Source organism: Candidatus Methylomirabilota bacterium, from assembly GCA_035936835.1.
GTDB lineage: Bacteria > Methylomirabilota > Methylomirabilia > Rokubacteriales > CSP1-6 > AR37.
This window is the reverse complement of record DASYVT010000215.1, coordinates 60,530-76,894: the sequence shown is the minus strand read 5'-3', so window position 1 is coordinate 76,894 and position 16,365 is coordinate 60,530. Positions and strand designations below refer to the sequence as shown.

The window sequence follows — 16,365 nt, the reverse complement described above, 5'->3', positions numbered from 1 at the left end:
ACATTCTAGCGTTTTGACGTTTAGACGTCAAGAGCCGGAACGGCGCCGTTGGGGCTTCGCCTGACCGACACGGATGCGACGCCGGTTCCGACCAAGCGTTGGGCACGGGTGGAATACGAGCGGCTCGTGGATCGCGCCGTGTTCCAGCCCGGCGACTACCTGGCTGGCCATTCCTCCCGGCCCATCCTACTCGTCGCCGATCTGCTGCTCTAGGCTCCGACGGGGACGGCCGCCGGCGCGCGCTTCGCCGCCGCGTCGGCCTTGGCGAAGTGGGCCTCGGTGAAGGCGTAGAGGCCCGCGCCTCCCAGCAGGATCTGCGCGGCGATCTCCCGCGGCACGCGGCTCAGCACATTGCTCGACACGTTCGGGAAGTTGGAATCGAAGTGCGGGTAGTCGGTCGAGACGCACATGCGATCGCCGCCGATCAGCCCCGCCGTGGCTTCGATCTCCGGCTCGCTCCCCTCGACGGCGGCCCAGCAGTTGCGCCGGAAGTACTCCTTCGGCGTGAGCGCGAGGTACGGGGCGTGGGAGTCCCGGTACTGCGGATAGTCCCACTCGATGCGCGACAGGAGACCCGGCACCCAGGAATTTTGCGCCTCGAGGAAGCCCACGCGGAGCTTGGGGTGGAACTCGAAGACGCCGCCCACGATCATGGCGATCAGCGCCTGCTGCATCTCGATCCAGTGGCTGGCGACGTGGCGGTAGAAGCGGTTCTCGCCGTAGAGCACGTTCATGTGCGAGTACCAGGCGCCAGTGCCCTCGTGGAAGCCCCAGGTGACGTCCAGCGCCTCGTGCATGGAGTAGAGCGGGTCCCAGTAGTTGGAGTGCCAGTAGTGCCCGTTGACGAGGTTCGGGCGGACGAACGAGCCCACGGCGCCCAGCTCGCGCACGCAGCGCAGGAGCTCCGCGCAGGCCAGGTGCACCTCGTGGGGCGGCAGCATGGCGACGAACTTGAGCCGGTCGGGGCTGTGGCGGCAGAACTCGTGGATCCAGTTGTTGTAGGCCTGGCAGAGCGCGAGCGAGAGTTGGGGGTCCATGTTGTCACGGGCCAGCAGGCTCAGCCCCGTGGTCGGGTAGAGGACGGCGATGTCCACACCCTCCATCTCCATGCCGATCAGCTGCGCCACGGGGTCGTAGTCGCGCTTGATCGCGAAGTCGAGGGGCCCGGTGTCGCCATACGCGCGCGAGCCCGAGAGCGGCTGCGTGCTGTGGCTCGGGCCCGGCTGGCGCCGCTTGCGGTGCTGCTGGAGCTCGGCGTCCATCGTCGTCGGCAGGCCGTCGATGACGATCGTGCCGCGCTTGGGACGGCCGTCGGCGCCGATCGGCAGGCTCACGCGGCTCCGGAACGTGGGGTCGAGGTACTTCTCGAAGAGATCGGGCGGCTCCATGATGTGCATGTCGCAGTCCACGAACCTGAGCCCGTCTTTCATCACGCCCTCCTGGCTATCCCGCGTTGTCCGGCCGCGCCCACCTGGGTGCCGGCGATTCTACTCCCGCCACGAGGCTGAGCGCCAGCACGATGTGGTCGAGAGCGCTATTCCTTCGGTGGCTCGCCACGGGGGACCTGCGCGACCGCCAGTCGTTCGATGATCGTCAAGACCACGCTGGTGTCCTGTTCGGCCAGCCCGGCTGCCATTGCCGCCTGCTGGTAGCGCTGGGCGACGTTCGAGAAGCTGACCGGCACGTGGAGCTCCTTGGCGATGGTGTTGAACGTTTCGAGATCCTTGTTCATCAGCGCCACCTTGAAGCCCGGCTCGAAATTTCTCGGGATCAACGCGCGCGGGATGCGCTCGAGCGCCTTGCTGCCCCCGCTGCTCGCCTTGACCACCTCGTAGATCGTCATCGGGTCGAGGCCCGCCTTCACGCCGAGCACGAGGCCTTCCATCATCGCGACGCCGTTGACGCAGGCCATCATGTTGTTGATCGCCTTCATGGTGTTGCCGGCGCCGACAGGTCCGACGTGGAAGATGTTCGGGCCGATGGCGCGCAAGACCGGCTGGGCGCGCGCCAGGGGCTCCGCGTCGCCGCCGACCATGATCGCCAGCGTGGCCGCCCGCGCACCGCTCACGCCGCCGCTCACCGGCGCTTCGAGGAAGTACACGCCGCGAGCTTTCGCGCGGGGCTCGATCTTCCGCGGCGTCGAGGGCAGGACGCTGCTCAGGTCGATGAGGATCGTCCCGGGCTTGGCGCGCTCCACCAAGCCGCCGGGCTCGAGATACATCGCTTCCACATCGGGGGAGGCCGGCAGCGAGGTCAGCACGATCTCGGACTGGTCGACGACCTCGCGCGCCGAGCCGGCTCGACGGGCTCCGGCCTCGACAAGGTTCTCCATCGCCTTGGGGTTTGTGTCGAAGACCGTCATCGGGAAGAGAGCCTTCAACACGTTGCCCGCCATCGGATTGCCCATGTTCCCGACACCGATGAACCCTACGGAGACAGCCATCACACTCCTCCTTTAATGGCGGATTGGCGTTGTTGATCGCTGCGTTGCTTCTACTGGCCGCGCCAAGCGCCGCCCTGGCTCAAGAGAGTGGCACCTGGGAATTGCCGAATTTTGTTCCACGATCAACTACCTTCTTCTTTAATTCCACATCTGGATTAAGCGCCGTTTTGCGGCTCAATGCTGCGCCAGGAACTGCAATAGCGCCTCGTTGAATGCCGCTGGATTCTGCATGGACATCCAGTGCGTGGCGTGGGGAATCCTCACCATGCGGCTGCCGGGCGTGCACCGCACGACTTCCTCGTTGATCAGAGAATAAAATCGCGCGGTCTGCTCCCCACCCACGACGAAGGTCGGCACCTTCACGCCGCCAAGGCTGGCGCAGGAGACCGCTGGCGCCGCAGGCGCGGCTATCATCAGTGGGACTGTCCTGGCGTTATCCAGGATCATCCGACGTATAGCCTCTGGCTGCTTTTCGAGGGCGCCGGCGCCTTGGTTGTTCGCCGCCTCAAAGAACAGCTTGCTGGCCTGTACGGAATCTCCAGCCTTGACTGCCCCGGCGACCGCGGCCACCGTTTTACCCTGGTCGGCGAGCGCAGACTTGCCTTCCGGGGTGTTTGCCAAGAGCGCTCCAATTATGGGTTCCGCTAACGTGACGCTGCGCAGGAGTTCTGGGTGTTCCGACGCCACCAAGGTGGCAAGAAGCCCGCCATAGGAGAGCGCGACGAGGTGGACCGTGCCGCCGTTCAACTGACGAATGAAGGCGGTAAGATCCGCGGCATGAGTCGCTGCAGAATAGTTTCCCCCTTCGTCGGCCCACGGGGTCGTGCCGTGATACCGCCGCGTGTAAGCAATGAAGCGGTACTGCTGCGCAATCGCTTGGCGTTGCGGCTCCCAGAAGCGCAGGTCGGCGAAGCTGCCGTGCACAAAGACGACTGGAGCGCCCGTACCCTCGTCGAGGTAGGAGAGGTCGGCGCCATTCACACGCAGTTGACGCGTCTGCGGCGACTCGGCAGCACGCGCTGGCATGAGGAGGCCACCGATGATCACGATGATGACGGCCAGCCGGAACGTTTTAACCCACAGCATGATCGTCTCCATTCGTGGTTTTAACTGGGATTTGCGATATGGACTGATTTTCCCCTTGGTCTCCCACTGCCGAGTGGCGACGGAACGCTCGATCCACCATTGCAGGGCCTCCGCAACGGGTGACACGGGTCGTTCTCGGGGCGCCTGCGCGCCGATCCCCCATCCTCGGAACACTCGCTGCCCGTGACCACCCACCGGAGGGACACCCCCGCCGGCGCCGATCCGGCTCCCCGTCTGAGCCGTCCGCCCGATCACGTCGGGTGCCACCCGAGTCGCGCGATGCGCCCAAGGATTTGCCGAAAGAGCGTCGATGTCAAGTAGCTCTCGGCCAGCTGCAGGACGAAGTATCGGGCATGCCGAATGAGGCGGCCACCGGTCTTGAAGAGCCGTTGCTGCAGGCTCGTCAGGGACCAACTCTGGATGGCGAGCGGCAAGACCAGCCGGCGGAGCAGATTGCCGAGGTTGTAGCCGATCACGCCGAGGAGCAGGCGGACCTCGTTGGCCCGGAACCGGTGACAGGAGAGCCGGGTCCAGTGGAGGGCTTCCTTACCCTTCTTGATCCACTACTCCGCCGTCCCGCGCTGGTTGTAGAAGCGGACGACCGCCCGGTTCGTCCCCGTGAGCGTCGTGACGATGAAGCCCACCCGGGGAAACAGTTCGCCGACGTGATGCTCGATCTTGGCGATCACGCGCCGCGGCCGGTCCCACGACGCCGCCTGATACTCGAAGCTCCGATAGCGGACCAGCGGCGCGTGGCTCGGTCGGCCGCGGGGCCGCGTGAGCAGATCCTCGATGCGCGCTCGAGCACGTCATTGGCCGGCAGGCGGATCGCGTACTTCACCCCGCGGCGTTCCAGCGCCTCATAGAGGGCGGGCAAGGCGAACGCTGCGTCCGCGCGGACGACGACGGTCTGGCCGTGCGTGTGGTACCGGTCAATGATGGGGAGGAGCACGTCGTCCCACCCGTGCGCACTGGGGACGTTGCCCGGCCGGAGCTTGGCAGCGAGGCAGTCGCCGTCCGGGTTGAAGACGAACAGGGGATGGTAGCAGACGGACTCGAAATGGCCATTGTAGGTGGACTGCTCTTGCGCCCCGTGGACTGGACTCTCGGAGCTGTCGATATCGAGCGTTACCAGCCGGTTCGATGATCGCGTCGAAGCATGCTGGATCAGTGCCATGTTGAGGTGGGCAAGTCCTTGGTAGTTTCGTTCCTCTGTGAGGACGTCCGTTTCGAACCAGTGGAGCGTCGAGGTGAGCGCGACGCTCGTGTCCCGCCGCTCGCGCGAGGCCAGCATCCGAAACGTCGGGTCCTCGGCCAGCCGCTCGGCGTCGTTAGTGTCCTCGTAGCCCGCCAAGCGGCTGTAGATGGACTGGCGGAAAAGGTCCGATACAGGAAATTGGCGGTTGTGTCCGGTGCGCGGATCCGTGAGGTGCCGCTCAATCAGCATGTTCAGGCCGAGGCGCTCGTCCAACTCACGCGGCAGTAACAGCCCTGCGTCTGAGGTGACCGTGGCGCCCTGGAATTCGACGCGAAGTTGGGGATTGAACGAGAGGCGAACCGGGCCAGATGTCGCGTCACCCACTGGATGATGCCCTCCGGACCAGCGAGGAGCCGCCGCGAGCCGCATTTCTTGCGGGTGTTACGCGATTATGGTCCGATCCGTTCGCCTTTCAAAATGAAAATGCGGGTTAATAAGTAAACAGAACCTCGGTCAGCGGAACTTCGGCATGACGTGCTCGCCGAAGCGCCGCATGGACTCCATGATTGTCGCGTGTGGTAGGTAGCCGTAGGACATCTGGCAGAAGATGTGATGCACGCCCGCGTCCCTCATCTCGGCCACCTGATCGGCGACACGCCGCGCGGTGCCGTAGAGCGTAGCGGCTTCGAGCGCGTATCGGACGCCGTCTTCGTCGGAGACGAGCGGATCGTTCCACGGGTTGACGCGCGATGTGGGGACGTGGAAGTCGGCGGGATTGTGCGTCACGCGGGCAAGGATCATGTGCCGGCGCGTCTCCCGGAGCGCCGCAGCGAGCTCGTCCTCGGCCTGCGCGTGGCTCTCGGCGACGTGGACGAAGCGCCACACCGCCGCCTGCTCTCGGAGCCGCCGCTGCGCAGTGGCGTCGAGGCCGCTTTCGGCGAGACCGGCCTCGTAGAGCGCGAGCCGCTCCGGCACGGTCGAGAGCGGGATGCGCGCCGTCATGATCGGCGCGCCGAGCCGGCCGCACTCGCGCACCGAGCCCGCGGACGAGACGCTGCGCCAGATCGGCGGGTGCGGCCGCTGCCGAGGACGCGGGCGGAGCGCGGGCAGGCGGAGCTGGTAGAACTTCCCCTCGTGGACCAGCGGCGCCTCCGTCCACGCGCGGATCATCACGTCGAGCGTCTCCTCCATCCGCGCCCGGCTGTCGTCGCTCCGGAGCCCGTAGCCGACGAATTCGTACTCGTTGTAGTTGGTCCCGTGCCCGACGCCGACGTCGAGCCGGCCGTCGGAGAGGTTATCGAGGAGCGCGAGCTGGGTCGCGAGACGGATCGGGTGGCGCAGGGCGAGCTGGATCACAGCGAAGCCGATCCGGATCCGCGACGTGCGCGCGGCCACGACGCTGGCGAACGGGATGGGATCGCAGTAGACGCTCTCGCCCGTGAAGTTGTGCTCGGTGAGCCAGATGCCGTCGAAGCCCGCCGTCTCCGCGAAGCACGCCTGCGAGAGCTGCTCGAGGATCGCGGCGTAGTCTCCTTCGGGAGAGGGGGAAAGCCCGAGCGTCAACCAGCCGAATCGCATGCGCCACCTTCGCCGAAGGAGTGACCAGCCCGCACAGCATAAGCCTTCGCGCGGAGGGGATCAACGTGCGCCGACCGGTCGACGGCTTCATCCAGATCGAGCTCGTCGGTGAGGACGCCTTGGTCACTGGTGTCGCGGGTCGAGGGCGTCGCGCAGCCCGTCGCCAAGGACATTGAGGGCCATGACGATGACAAAGATCATGAGCCCCGGGTAGAGGGCCATCCACGGCGCCTGCGAGAGGTAGCGCTGAGCCGTGTTGAGCATGGAGCCCCACGATGGCGCAGGCGGCTGCTGGCCGAGCCCGAGGAACGACAGGCTCGCCTCGGCGATGATCGCCGCCGCCACCGTGATGGACGACTGGATGAAGATCGGCGGCAGCATGTTGGGGAAGATGTGACGCGTGGCGATGCGGTGCGCCGAGCAGCCGAGGGCACGCGCCGACTCGACGTACTCCTCCGTCTTGATCGTGAGCACGGTGCCGCGCGCCAGCCGAAGGAACGTCGGCAGCGCGGCGATCCCGATCGCGATCATCGCGTTGGTGAGGCTCGGCCCCAGAAAGGCGGCCAGCGCGATGGCCACGATCAAAAATGGGATGGCCAGCATCGCGTCGACGATGCGCATGATAACCCCATCGACCCAGCCACCGGCGTATCCCGACAGCAGCCCGAGCGGAATGCTGACGGCGAGCGCGATGCCGACCGGTATGACCCCGGCCAGGAGTGAGGCGCGCGCGCCCCAAATGAGGCGCGAGAGCACGTCGCGGCCGACTTCATCCGTGCCGAGCCGGTAGAGGCTCGACGGCGGCTTGCGCACGGCGAGGAAGTTGGGCGTGATGGGGTCGAACGGCGCGATCTGCGGAGCGCCGACCGCCATGACGATGAAGCCCAGCACGACCAGCGCGGCGATCACCGCCGCCGGCCGGCGCGCCAGGCGCTTGAGCGCGTGATATCGCCGGGTGTCCTGCACGGCCGGCGCCGCGACGACGCCGGTGGCGTCCGTCACGCTGTGCCCCGCAGGCGAGGGTTGACGACGAAGTAGAGGATGTCTGCGAGCAGGTTTAGGACCAGGTAGAGGCTCGCGGAGACGAGGACGACCGCCTGCACGACAGCGTAATCGCGGTTGAACACGCCGTCCACGAGCAGCTTGCCGAACCCGGGGATCGCGAAGATCTGCTCGGTCAGCACGGCGCCCGACAGCAGGCGCCCGAACTCGATGGCGCCAAGCGTGATGACCGGGATCAGCGCGTTCCGGAGCGCATGCTTGAGCACGACCAGCCGCTCGGGGACGCCCTTGGCCCGCGCCGTTCGCACGTAGTCGGCGTCGAGCGTCTGCAGCATGGCGCTGCGCGTGTGGCGCATCATCACGCCGGCCACGCCGGTGCCGAGCACGAACGAGGGCAGCAGGATCGTCAGGAAGTTCCGCGACAGGCTCTCCCATGGCGGCACGTAGCCGGAGGCCGGCAGCCAGCCCAGGCGCACGGCGAAGAGCAGGATCAGCATGATGCCGAGCCAGAAATGCGGCACCGACAGCCCGGACAGAGCGACCAGGTTGGCGGCGGCGTCGACGGCAGTGCCCTTGCGCGCGGCGGACACGATGCCGGCGGGCAGCCCGATAACGAGCGCTATCAGCATCGAGCAGATCGCGAGCTCTACCGTCACCGGCAGCTTGCTCGCGAGCAGCTCGGCGACGGGGATGCGGTTGCGCAGCGACTCGCCGAAGTCGCCGCGCAGGACATTGCCGATCCAGATCCCGTACTGCACGGCGAGCGGGCGGTCGAGATGGTACCTCGCGCGGATCGCCGCCACCACGGCCGCGTCGTGCTCCTCACCCGCCAGCGCCAGCGCCGGATCGCCCGGCAGCAGCTGCTGGAGCGAGAAGATCAGCACGGACACGACGAGCAGCGTGGGGACGAGCACGGCCAGCCGGCGCGCGATGTAGAGCCAGAGCGTCATCGCCGGCCGTCGGGCCTCAGTTCAGGGTCAGCCCGCGGAGGCGGATGATCCCGTCGGGGTGCGGCGTGAAGCCCTGCACGCGCGCGCTGAAGCCGGTGAACACGCGCCGGTGCCATAGGTGCAGGCGCGGCACCTCCTTTAGGAGTATTTCGGTGGCCTGGTCGTAAAGCTTCTTGCGCTCGGCGGGATCGGCCACGTGCCGCGCCTTGGTCACGAGCGCGTCGAAGTCCGCGTTGCACCAGTGCGAGTCGTTCTGGGCGCCCTTGCACGTGGTGTGGGTGAAGACGTTGCCGTCGGGGTCCGGCCGGCCGCTCCAGAACGTGAAGTACGCCTCGAAGTCACCGTGGCGGCCGGCCGTGAGCATGGTGACGTTTTCCTGCGTCTGGAGCTTCATCGTGATGCCCGCCTCGGCGAGCATGGCCTGAATGATGAGCGCCGCTTCCTGGCGGTCGCGCTCCGGCGGCAGGATGAGCGTGAAGGTGAGAGTCGGCTGGCCGGCCTCGCGCAGCAGCTGCCGGGCCTTCGCGACGTCCCGTGTCCTCACGGTGAGCTTGGCGTTGTAATAGAAGCTAGACGGGCTGACCCACTGGTTGCCGGGAATGTACTCGTTGTTGAACACTGTCTTGACGATCGTCTCGCGGTCGATGGCGAGGTCGATCGCCTGCCGGACGCGCACGTCTGCCAGCGTCTTGCTCTTCGGGCCGTTGTTCACGTTGAACGGGATCACCTGGTAGCCGAGCTCGGGCACGCCGACCACCTTGAGCCGGCTGTCGGCGCGGATCTCACCGAGATCGGTCGGCGACACGCGCTCGATCATGTGCAAGTCGCCCGAGCGCAGGCTGGCGAGGCGCGAGGTCGAATCGGTGATCGGCACGAACTCGACGCGGTCGAGACGGATGCTGGACTTGTCCCAGTAGTCTGCGAAGCGCTCGAGCACGATCCTGCCCTGCGCCACGCGCTCGACGAACTTGAACGGCCCCGCGCACACGGGGCGGGTGCCGAACTTGTCCCCGAGCTCCTTGGCCGCCTTCGGCGACACCATCATGCCCGCGCGGTCGGTCAGGGCGGCCAGCAGCGGCACCAGCGGCTGCGAGAGGTTGATCCGGACCGTAAGGTTGTTGAGCACGTCGACGTTCGTGATATCGCCGATCTCCGGCTTGCGGAACGAGCCGGGCGTGGTCAGATGGCGCTCGATGTTGAAGCGCACCGCCTCGGCGTTAAAGGGCTCGCCGTCGTGGAACTTGACGCCGGAGCGCAGCTTGAGCACCACCGAGCGGCTGTCGGGCGCCCACTCGTAGCCGGTGGCGAGCTGCGGGACGATCTTGAGGTCCGGCGTGACGTCGAACAGCTTGTCGCAGAGCGCGGCGAAAACGAGGCGGCCGACGTACGCGCGGCTGATGGTCGGATCGAGCGCGTCGGGGTCGTCGTTGAGCCCGATCCGCAGCACGTTCTGTGCGGAGGCGGGGACGGTCGCGAGCAGCATCGTCGCGACCACGGCCGTCAGGATTCGCTTCCAGCTCATGTCGGGAGCTCCTCTGTGTGATCGTGCGTGAGAGTTCCGCGGCCGTCCACCGCGACCGCTCCCTGCCTCGCCCGACGCACGATGAGCGGATTGACCTCGAGATCGACCAGCCGGGCGCCGAGGTCCGCCGCGAGCCAGGAGACGCGCACCACGGCGTCGACGACGGCGTCGAGGTCGAGCGGCGGCCGCCCGCGCGCGCCCCGCAGGAGCGGCGCGGCGGCGAGCGAGCCGAGCATGACCCGCGCGCGCGCCCCGCTCACCGGCGCCGGCGCCAGCGCAACGTCCTTCAGGATCTCCACCGCGATGCCGCCGAGCCCGACCATCACCACGGGGCCGAACTGCGGATCGCGCCGCGCGCCGACGATGATCTCCGCCTCGCCCGCCACTGTCTCCTGCACCGAGAACCCCTCGAGCCGGGCCTTCGGCGCCGAGTCCGCGAGGGCGGCGGCCATCTCGCGAGCGGCCGTGGCCACCGCGTCGCCCGAGCCGAGGCCGAGCCGCACCGCGCCCACATCGCTCTTATGCACGATGTCGCGGGAGATCGCCTTCAGGACGACGGGAAAGCCGAGGCCGGCAGCGGCCTCGCCGGCGGCGGCGGCGGTGGGCGCCGCCGCTTCGCGCGCGACCTTCACGCCGTACACGCCGAGCAGCCGCTTGACCTCGGCCTCCGCGAGAGGCCCCGCGCCGACGGCACGCATCGCGCCGGCGGCCGGCACCCCGGGGGGTCGCGCCGGTGCCGACACGGGCGCGGCCCGCAGGGCGTCGTGCTCGGCGAGAAGCGCGAGCACGCGCAACGCGTCCTCGGCGCGGTCGAAGTAAAATTGGCCGATGTCGCGCAGCGCCTGGCGAGGCGCGTTCGCGGCCGCCCCCGGTGTCAGCGTCATCATCACCGGCTTGTCGGCGGCCTGCGCCGCCTCGCCGATCAGCTTCGTCCGCCTGGCGAAGAACGGCATCGAGGTCAGGATTGCCAGGCCGTAGGCGACGTCGGGATCGTCGAACAGGATGCGCGCCGCCTCCCCCGCGATCTCGACGTCCTCGGGCTTCCGGCGCCCGCCGAGGTCGATCGGGTTGGTCGCCTGCGGCGGCAGGAGGAGCTCGTCGAGCTGGGCGCGCGTGGCGAGGGAGAGCACGGCGAGCGGCAGGCCGAGCTCGCTCACGCGATCACAGGCGATGCCGGCGGCGCCGCCCGAGGACGAGAGGATGCCGACGCCGCCGTGGCGAGGCCGGCGATGCCGGACCAGGAAATGCGCGGCCCGGACCATGTCGTCGGGATCACGGGCGATCACGGCGCCCTCCTCCCGGCACACGGCCGCGAACACGTCGAAGGAGCCGGCGAGGCTCGCCGTGTGCGACCGCGCGGAGGCGACTCCGGCCGCCGTCCGTCCGGTCTTAACGATGAGCAGCGGCTTGCCCGCCTGGCGCGCGCCCGCCGCGCAGCGCCGGAAGCGCGCGCCGTCGAGGAGGCCCTCGACGTACACGCAGATGGCCTCGGTGCCCGGATCCTCGACCATGTACTCCACGAAGTCGCAGATCTCCAGGTCGACCTGGTTGCCGAGCGACACGCAGTGACGGAAGCCGATCCCGTCCTCGGCGGCGCGGTCGAAGATCGACACCATGAGCGCGCCGCTCTGGCTCACGAGGCCGATGCCGCCGTCCCTGAGGCGGTCGGTGTCGAGCACCACCGAGGAGCAGAGCGCCAGGTGATGGTGGGGCACGATGAGGCCCATGCAGTTCGGCCCGACGAGGCGCGTGCCGGTGCGGCGCGCGATGTCCACGAGCGCGGCCTGACGCGCGCGGCCCTCTTCGCCCGCCTCCGCGAAGCCGGTGGAGATGATGACGCAGCAGCCGACCCCCGCCTCCGCCGCCTCGGTCACGCTCGGTACCAGCGCGTCGGCCGGCACGGCGAGGATGGCGACGTCCGGTGGCGCCGGCGCGTCGGCGATCGACGGGTAGGCCTTGCGCCTGACCACGTCGCTGCGTCGCGGGTTGATCGGATAGATCTCGCCCGCGAAGCCGTGGTGCACCAGGAAGTGCATGATGCGCCCGCCGAACTTGTCCTTGCTGTCCGAGGCGCCGAAGACCGCCACCGAGCGCGGATGCAGGATGCGGTCGATGTCCACGCGCGGCGTCGCGCGCGCGCCGCTCAGCGCCGAGGTGTGCAGCGCCGGCGCAGTCCTCACACGAAGGCCGGCATGCCGAACGTCAGCGTCCCTTGAACAGGGGCGCCCGCTTCTCGCGGAATGCCGCCACGCCTTCGCGAAAGTCGTCCGACGCGCTCCCGATCTCCGCCCAGCGCGTCTCCAGCTCCTGCGCCGCTTCCGGCGTCAGCCAGTACTGCGCGCGCACCGTCTCCTTGACCGACCGGAACGTGATCGGCGCCCCGCCCGCCACGCGCGTCGCGAGGCGCGCGACCTCCGCATCGAACCCCGCATCCGGGATCACGCGCGAGACGAGCCCGATGTCACGCGCCTCCTCCGCATTCATGTCCTCGCCGAGCATCAGCATATCGAACGTGCGATTGCGCCCGATGTAGTGCGCGAGGCGGACAAGGCTCATCCCCCAGCTCGGCACGACGCCGATGTACGCGTCGCCGGTGCGGAACTTCGCCGTTGAGGAGGCCAGGCGCACGTCACAGGCCATGGCGATGGCGAAGCCGCCGCCGATGCACCATCCGCGGATGGCCGCGATGACCGGCTTGGGAATCGTCTCCAGCCGGTCGACCACTTTGCGTCCCAGCTCGCGGAAGCGGACCGCCTCGTCGGCGGCGGGCGGGCCACTGGAGAGATCGGCGCCGGCGGAGAACGCCTTGGTGCCCGAACCGGTGAGCACGATGCACCGGGTGGCGTCCCGGGCCTCGAGCTCATCCGCCGCCGCCAGCACATCCCGCATGAGCGTCGGCGATACCGCGTTGACCGGCGGGCGGTTGAGCGTGATCGTGGACACGCCGTCGGCGTGCTCGAGACGGATCGCTTCGTAGGTCATCAGAGACCGGCCCTCACAGTGAGGCGAAAGGGGCGGCGCTCATGTCGCCGGACGCTTGCCGCCGTAGGCCACGCTCGGGCCGATCTTGCTGTCCTCGAAGATGAGCCGGGCGCGCGCGTTGACGACGCCGGACCAGTTCGCGACGGCCCGCTCGGTCCACTCGCCGTCGGGGCGCTGCTCGTCGTCGAAGTTGCCGTACGTGTCGGTGCCGCGCAGCAGTAGCGCTGACTGGCGGATGCGCGGCGGCTTGGCCCACGTCGGCAGCATCTCGACCAGCAGCAGGAAGCGGCGGTCGGGACCGAAGTTGGTCCCGGAGCCGTGCACGAGCGAGTTGTCGAACATCGCCATCTCGCCGGCCTTCAGCACGAAGTCCACCGCCTTGGACTCGTCGAACGGCTGGCTGATGTACTGGCCCCGGGCCAGGATGCTCCGGGGATCGTCGCTCTCCTCGTGCTTGAGGATACCCCACTTGTGCGAGCCGGGAATGCCGCGCAGGCAGCCGTTGGTCGTTCCGCAGTCCGAGAGCGCGAGGGCGCCCAGCACGACGGGGAGCGCCGCGCCGTACGCCGAGTCCTGGTGCCAGCCTGCGAACGTCTGCCCGTCGGCCTTCTTCACGCGCCAGGCCATGCTCCAGCAGCGAAGGTTGGGGCCGATCAGGTCCTCGAAGATGTCGAGGACGTGCGGATCCTCGGCGATGTCGAGCACCCACGGGCAGAGCAGGTGCGACTTCGTCTTCATCTTCTTGATGTCGTCGGGGAAGCGCGTCTCCAGCGACTCGAAGCGCGCGCGATACGCGGCGGCGCGCTCCGTGCTCATCGTGCGCACGGGAGACAGGAACCCCTGCTGCTCGAAGCTGCGGACCTGGGCTCCGGTGAGGACCTTGGGCATGGCGATCAGGCCTCCGCCTCGATGAGGACGGGCGTGTCCTGCGCCGGCTTGTAGCCGAGGTGCGTGGGAAACTCCGCGCTGAGCGGCCACGGATTCGGGAACTTGAGCCACAGGCGCAGCATGTGCCGCTTCTGGTGCGGCTCGGCGCCGTCCACGAACTCGGTGCGCGAGTGCAGGATCGTGTAGTTGTTGATGAACTGGATGTCACCCGGCTGCAGGTCCATGTCCAGCCGCAAGTCGGCGCGTCGCGTCTGCTCGTCGAGGAAGTCGAGCGCCGCCTTCTCGAAGGTCGTCAGCTCCACCCCGCGCTTCGCCGCGCCGGCATTGATCTGGTTGCGGATGTAGCGGCAGCTCACGACCCCGTCCTTGTTGCCGAACACGGGGATCGGCCGCTCGGACACGCCGCGCTCGGTCAGCGCCGCCTCGCGACGGATGTAGTAGAAGCCGTTGTAGAGCAGGCCGAGATACTCGGGATGCTGCGCGAGGATCTCGTTGTGGACCGTCACCGAGCTCACGATGCTGCTCAGCCCGCCCTCGAACCCCCGGCGCAGGCAGAGCAGGCCTACCATGTCGCCGGCGTCCGTGTGGTACGGCAGGTAGGCGTTCGTCTCGTAACCGCGCACGTCGATATTGCCGTAGGTCCGGCCGTGATCGTAGACGTGGCCGAGCAGCTCGCCCTGCGGGTTCTGGTAGAGCGGCCCGCCGAGATAGCGGCCGAGGCCCCAGAAGATGAGGCCGACATCATCATCGCTGTAGCGCTGGACGGGCAGGCCGCGCACCACGATGAAGCCGCGGCCGTCGTACAGCTCGGTGAGCGTCTGCGCCAGCCGTGGCTGCATCACCGTGAGCGGGAAGTGCTCGCGCTGGATGTCCTCGAGCGGCCGTCCCGTCGCCCTGGCCGTGGCCAGAGCACGATCGACGTCGGCGATCTCGGCCTCGGTCAGCGTGAGGATCCACGAAGTCTGCGCGGCGAGAGTCGCGCCCCGCCAGGCCTTGGGCGTGTCGATCGGCTTCATCCAGATCGAGCTCATCGGTGTGGACTCCTTGGTGACTTGTGTCGCGGGTCGAGGGTCATCCACGACGCCCGCGGCGATCCTGCTCCGGGGACAGGGGAGTTGTCAAGGGCGCGACCGCCCTCTGCAGCGGCTGCTGTATGCTCCTGCCATGCCTCCCGGCGCGATACGGCTTTCCAAGTCCCGCGTGATGGCGGGGCTCCAGTGTCACAAGCGGCTCTGGTGGACCGTGCACGAGCCGGCCGCGCCAGAGCTCACGCCAGACAACGTGCTCCAGCACAGGTTCGACGTGGGCATCCGGATCGGCATAGTGGCGCGGGCATATGTGCCTGGCGGCGTGCTGATCGACCTGCCGTACCGGGCCTATGACGAACGCATCACGGCCACCGAAGCGGCCCTTCAAGGCGGGGCGCCGGTCATCTACGAGGCCGCGTTCCGCGCCGGCCAGGTCTTCGTCTCGGTGGACATCCTGGAGCATCCGTCGGCGCGCGCCGGCGTCATCGAGGTGAAGTCCAGCAATAGCGTGAAGGAAGAGCACGTGCCCGACGTGGCGGTGCAGGCGCACGTGGTGCGCCGCAGCGGGGTCGGGGCCTCGCGGCTCGAGATCATGCACCTCAACAAGGCCTGCGCGTATCCGGACCTGAGCAATCTCTTCACCCGCTCAGATGTGACGGAGCAGGCTCACGAGGCGCTCGAGGCGATGCCCGCCGTGATCCAGGGCCAGCTGGCGATGCTGGCCGGCCCGCTCCCCGACGTGGCGATCGGCGACCACTGCACGAAACCCTACGAGTGTCCCTTCATGGCCCGCTGCTGGCCGGTGCTGCCGCCGCATCATGTCAGCACGCTCTACCGCGGCGGGGCGCGAGCCCGCGAGCTCGAGGAGCAGGGCTACGCGACGCTTCACGACCTACCCGAGGACATCGAGCTCAAAGCGATCCAGGGCAGGCAGCGCCGCGCCGTCCAGAGCGGGCAGCTGATCGTCGATTCCACATTGGCCGCTGCGCTTCGGATTTTCCAACCGCCGCTGGCGTATCTCGATTTCGAGACCGTCGGCCTGCCCATTCCAATCTGGAACGGTTGCCATCCCTGGGAGCCAGTGCCCGTCCAGTTCAGCTGCCACGTGGAAGAGGCCGGCGGTCGCGTCACCCACCACGAGTGGCTGGCCGATGGACCCGGCGATCCGCGCCCGGCGCTGGCCGAGCGGCTGATCCGCGCCTGCGAGCCCGCGCGCAGCGTGGTGGTCTACAACGCATCGTTCGAGCGCCGGTGTCTGTTGCAGATGGCCGACGCGCTGCCTGCCCTGGCCGGGCCGCTTCGGCGCATCGCGGACGGGCTGGTGGATCTGCTCCCACTGGTGCGCAATCACGTCTATCACCCGGACTTCGGCGGCAGCTTCAGCCTCAAGAGCGTCCTGCCGGCCATGGTGCCCGAGCTCCGCTATGACACCCTGGCGATCGGCGACGGCGAGACGGCCAGCCTCGAGCTCGAGCATTTGCTGTTCCAGGAGGCGGATCTAACGCCGGAGGTGAAGGCACACCTCCGGGGCGATCTCCTCCGCTACTGCGGCCAGGACACGTGGGGGCTGGTAAAGCTCTTGGAGCGTCTCCGCCATCTAGCTAGGCGCTAACGGCTCTGGACGGATGGCTTGACCAGAATTCTGGTCCGCTCTAATCTGGTGGCCCAGCCCGAGCTGCGGCGGCCGC

The 16,365-nt window shown here is 68.2% G+C and carries 13 protein-coding genes and 1 pseudogene; 2 read left to right on the top strand and 12 right to left on the bottom strand.

Annotated elements, in window-relative coordinates; translation table 11 throughout:
• Positions 1-48: 48 nt before the first annotated feature.
• Positions 49-213: a hypothetical protein gene (locus tag VGV06_19875; protein HEV2057400.1), complete on the top strand. Its 165-nt coding sequence runs from the start codon at positions 49-51 to the stop codon at positions 211-213.
• Here the strand turns inward: VGV06_19875 and VGV06_19870 are convergent.
• The 12 genes and pseudogenes from VGV06_19870 to VGV06_19815 form a co-directional block, all read right to left on the bottom strand.
• On the bottom strand, positions 210-1,430 hold the full coding sequence (locus VGV06_19870) for an amidohydrolase family protein (GenBank protein HEV2057399.1): 1,221 nt from the start codon (positions 1,428-1,430) through the stop codon (positions 210-212). The genes VGV06_19875 and VGV06_19870 overlap by 4 nt on opposite strands.
• Positions 1,431-1,534: 104 nt before the next feature.
• Positions 1,535-2,443 (bottom strand): NAD(P)-dependent oxidoreductase, encoded by a 909-nt coding sequence (locus tag VGV06_19865; protein HEV2057398.1) that lies wholly within the window; start codon positions 2,441-2,443, stop codon positions 1,535-1,537.
• A gap of 174 nt (positions 2,444-2,617) precedes the next feature.
• Entirely contained in the window at positions 2,618-3,529 is a 912-nt protein-coding gene (locus VGV06_19860; GenBank protein HEV2057397.1) for an alpha/beta hydrolase, read from the bottom strand.
• 251 nt (positions 3,530-3,780) lie between these two features.
• Positions 3,781-5,156, bottom strand: a pseudogene (locus VGV06_19855) (IS1380 family transposase).
• An 84-nt stretch (positions 5,157-5,240) separates the two neighbouring features.
• Positions 5,241-6,305: an LLM class flavin-dependent oxidoreductase gene (locus VGV06_19850; protein ID HEV2057396.1), complete on the bottom strand. Its 1,065-nt coding sequence runs from the start codon at positions 6,303-6,305 to the stop codon at positions 5,241-5,243.
• A 123-nt stretch (positions 6,306-6,428) separates the two neighbouring features.
• Positions 6,429-7,307 carry an ABC transporter permease gene (locus tag VGV06_19845; protein ID HEV2057395.1) on the bottom strand — a complete coding sequence of 293 codons (879 nt, stop codon included), beginning with the start codon at positions 7,305-7,307 and terminating at the stop codon, positions 6,429-6,431.
• Positions 7,304-8,257 (bottom strand): ABC transporter permease, encoded by a 954-nt coding sequence (locus VGV06_19840; GenBank protein ID HEV2057394.1) that lies wholly within the window; start codon positions 8,255-8,257, stop codon positions 7,304-7,306. The genes VGV06_19845 and VGV06_19840 overlap by 4 nt, the downstream gene beginning before the upstream one ends.
• A gap of 16 nt (positions 8,258-8,273) precedes the next feature.
• Positions 8,274-9,779 (bottom strand): ABC transporter substrate-binding protein, encoded by a 1,506-nt coding sequence (locus VGV06_19835; protein HEV2057393.1) that lies wholly within the window; start codon positions 9,777-9,779, stop codon positions 8,274-8,276.
• Positions 9,776-11,959, bottom strand: a complete 2,184-nt coding sequence (locus VGV06_19830) for an acetate--CoA ligase family protein (protein ID HEV2057392.1) — start codon at positions 11,957-11,959, stop codon at positions 9,776-9,778. The genes VGV06_19835 and VGV06_19830 overlap by 4 nt, the downstream gene beginning before the upstream one ends.
• A 22-nt stretch (positions 11,960-11,981) precedes the next feature.
• Positions 11,982-12,761 (bottom strand): enoyl-CoA hydratase/isomerase family protein, encoded by a 780-nt coding sequence (locus VGV06_19825; GenBank protein ID HEV2057391.1) that lies wholly within the window; start codon positions 12,759-12,761, stop codon positions 11,982-11,984.
• Between the two features lie 39 nt (positions 12,762-12,800).
• Entirely contained in the window at positions 12,801-13,649 is an 849-nt protein-coding gene (locus VGV06_19820; GenBank protein HEV2057390.1) for a phytanoyl-CoA dioxygenase family protein, read from the bottom strand.
• 5 nt (positions 13,650-13,654) lie between these two features.
• Complete coding sequence (locus VGV06_19815) at positions 13,655-14,680, bottom strand: TauD/TfdA family dioxygenase (protein HEV2057389.1); 1,026 nt, start codon at positions 14,678-14,680, stop codon at positions 13,655-13,657.
• 133 nt (positions 14,681-14,813) lie between these two features.
• Here VGV06_19815 and VGV06_19810 point away from each other — a divergent pair, with 133 nt between their 5' ends.
• Positions 14,814-16,289: a DUF2779 domain-containing protein gene (locus VGV06_19810; GenBank protein HEV2057388.1), complete on the top strand. Its 1,476-nt coding sequence runs from the start codon at positions 14,814-14,816 to the stop codon at positions 16,287-16,289.
• The last annotated feature ends 76 nt before the right edge of the window (positions 16,290-16,365 follow it).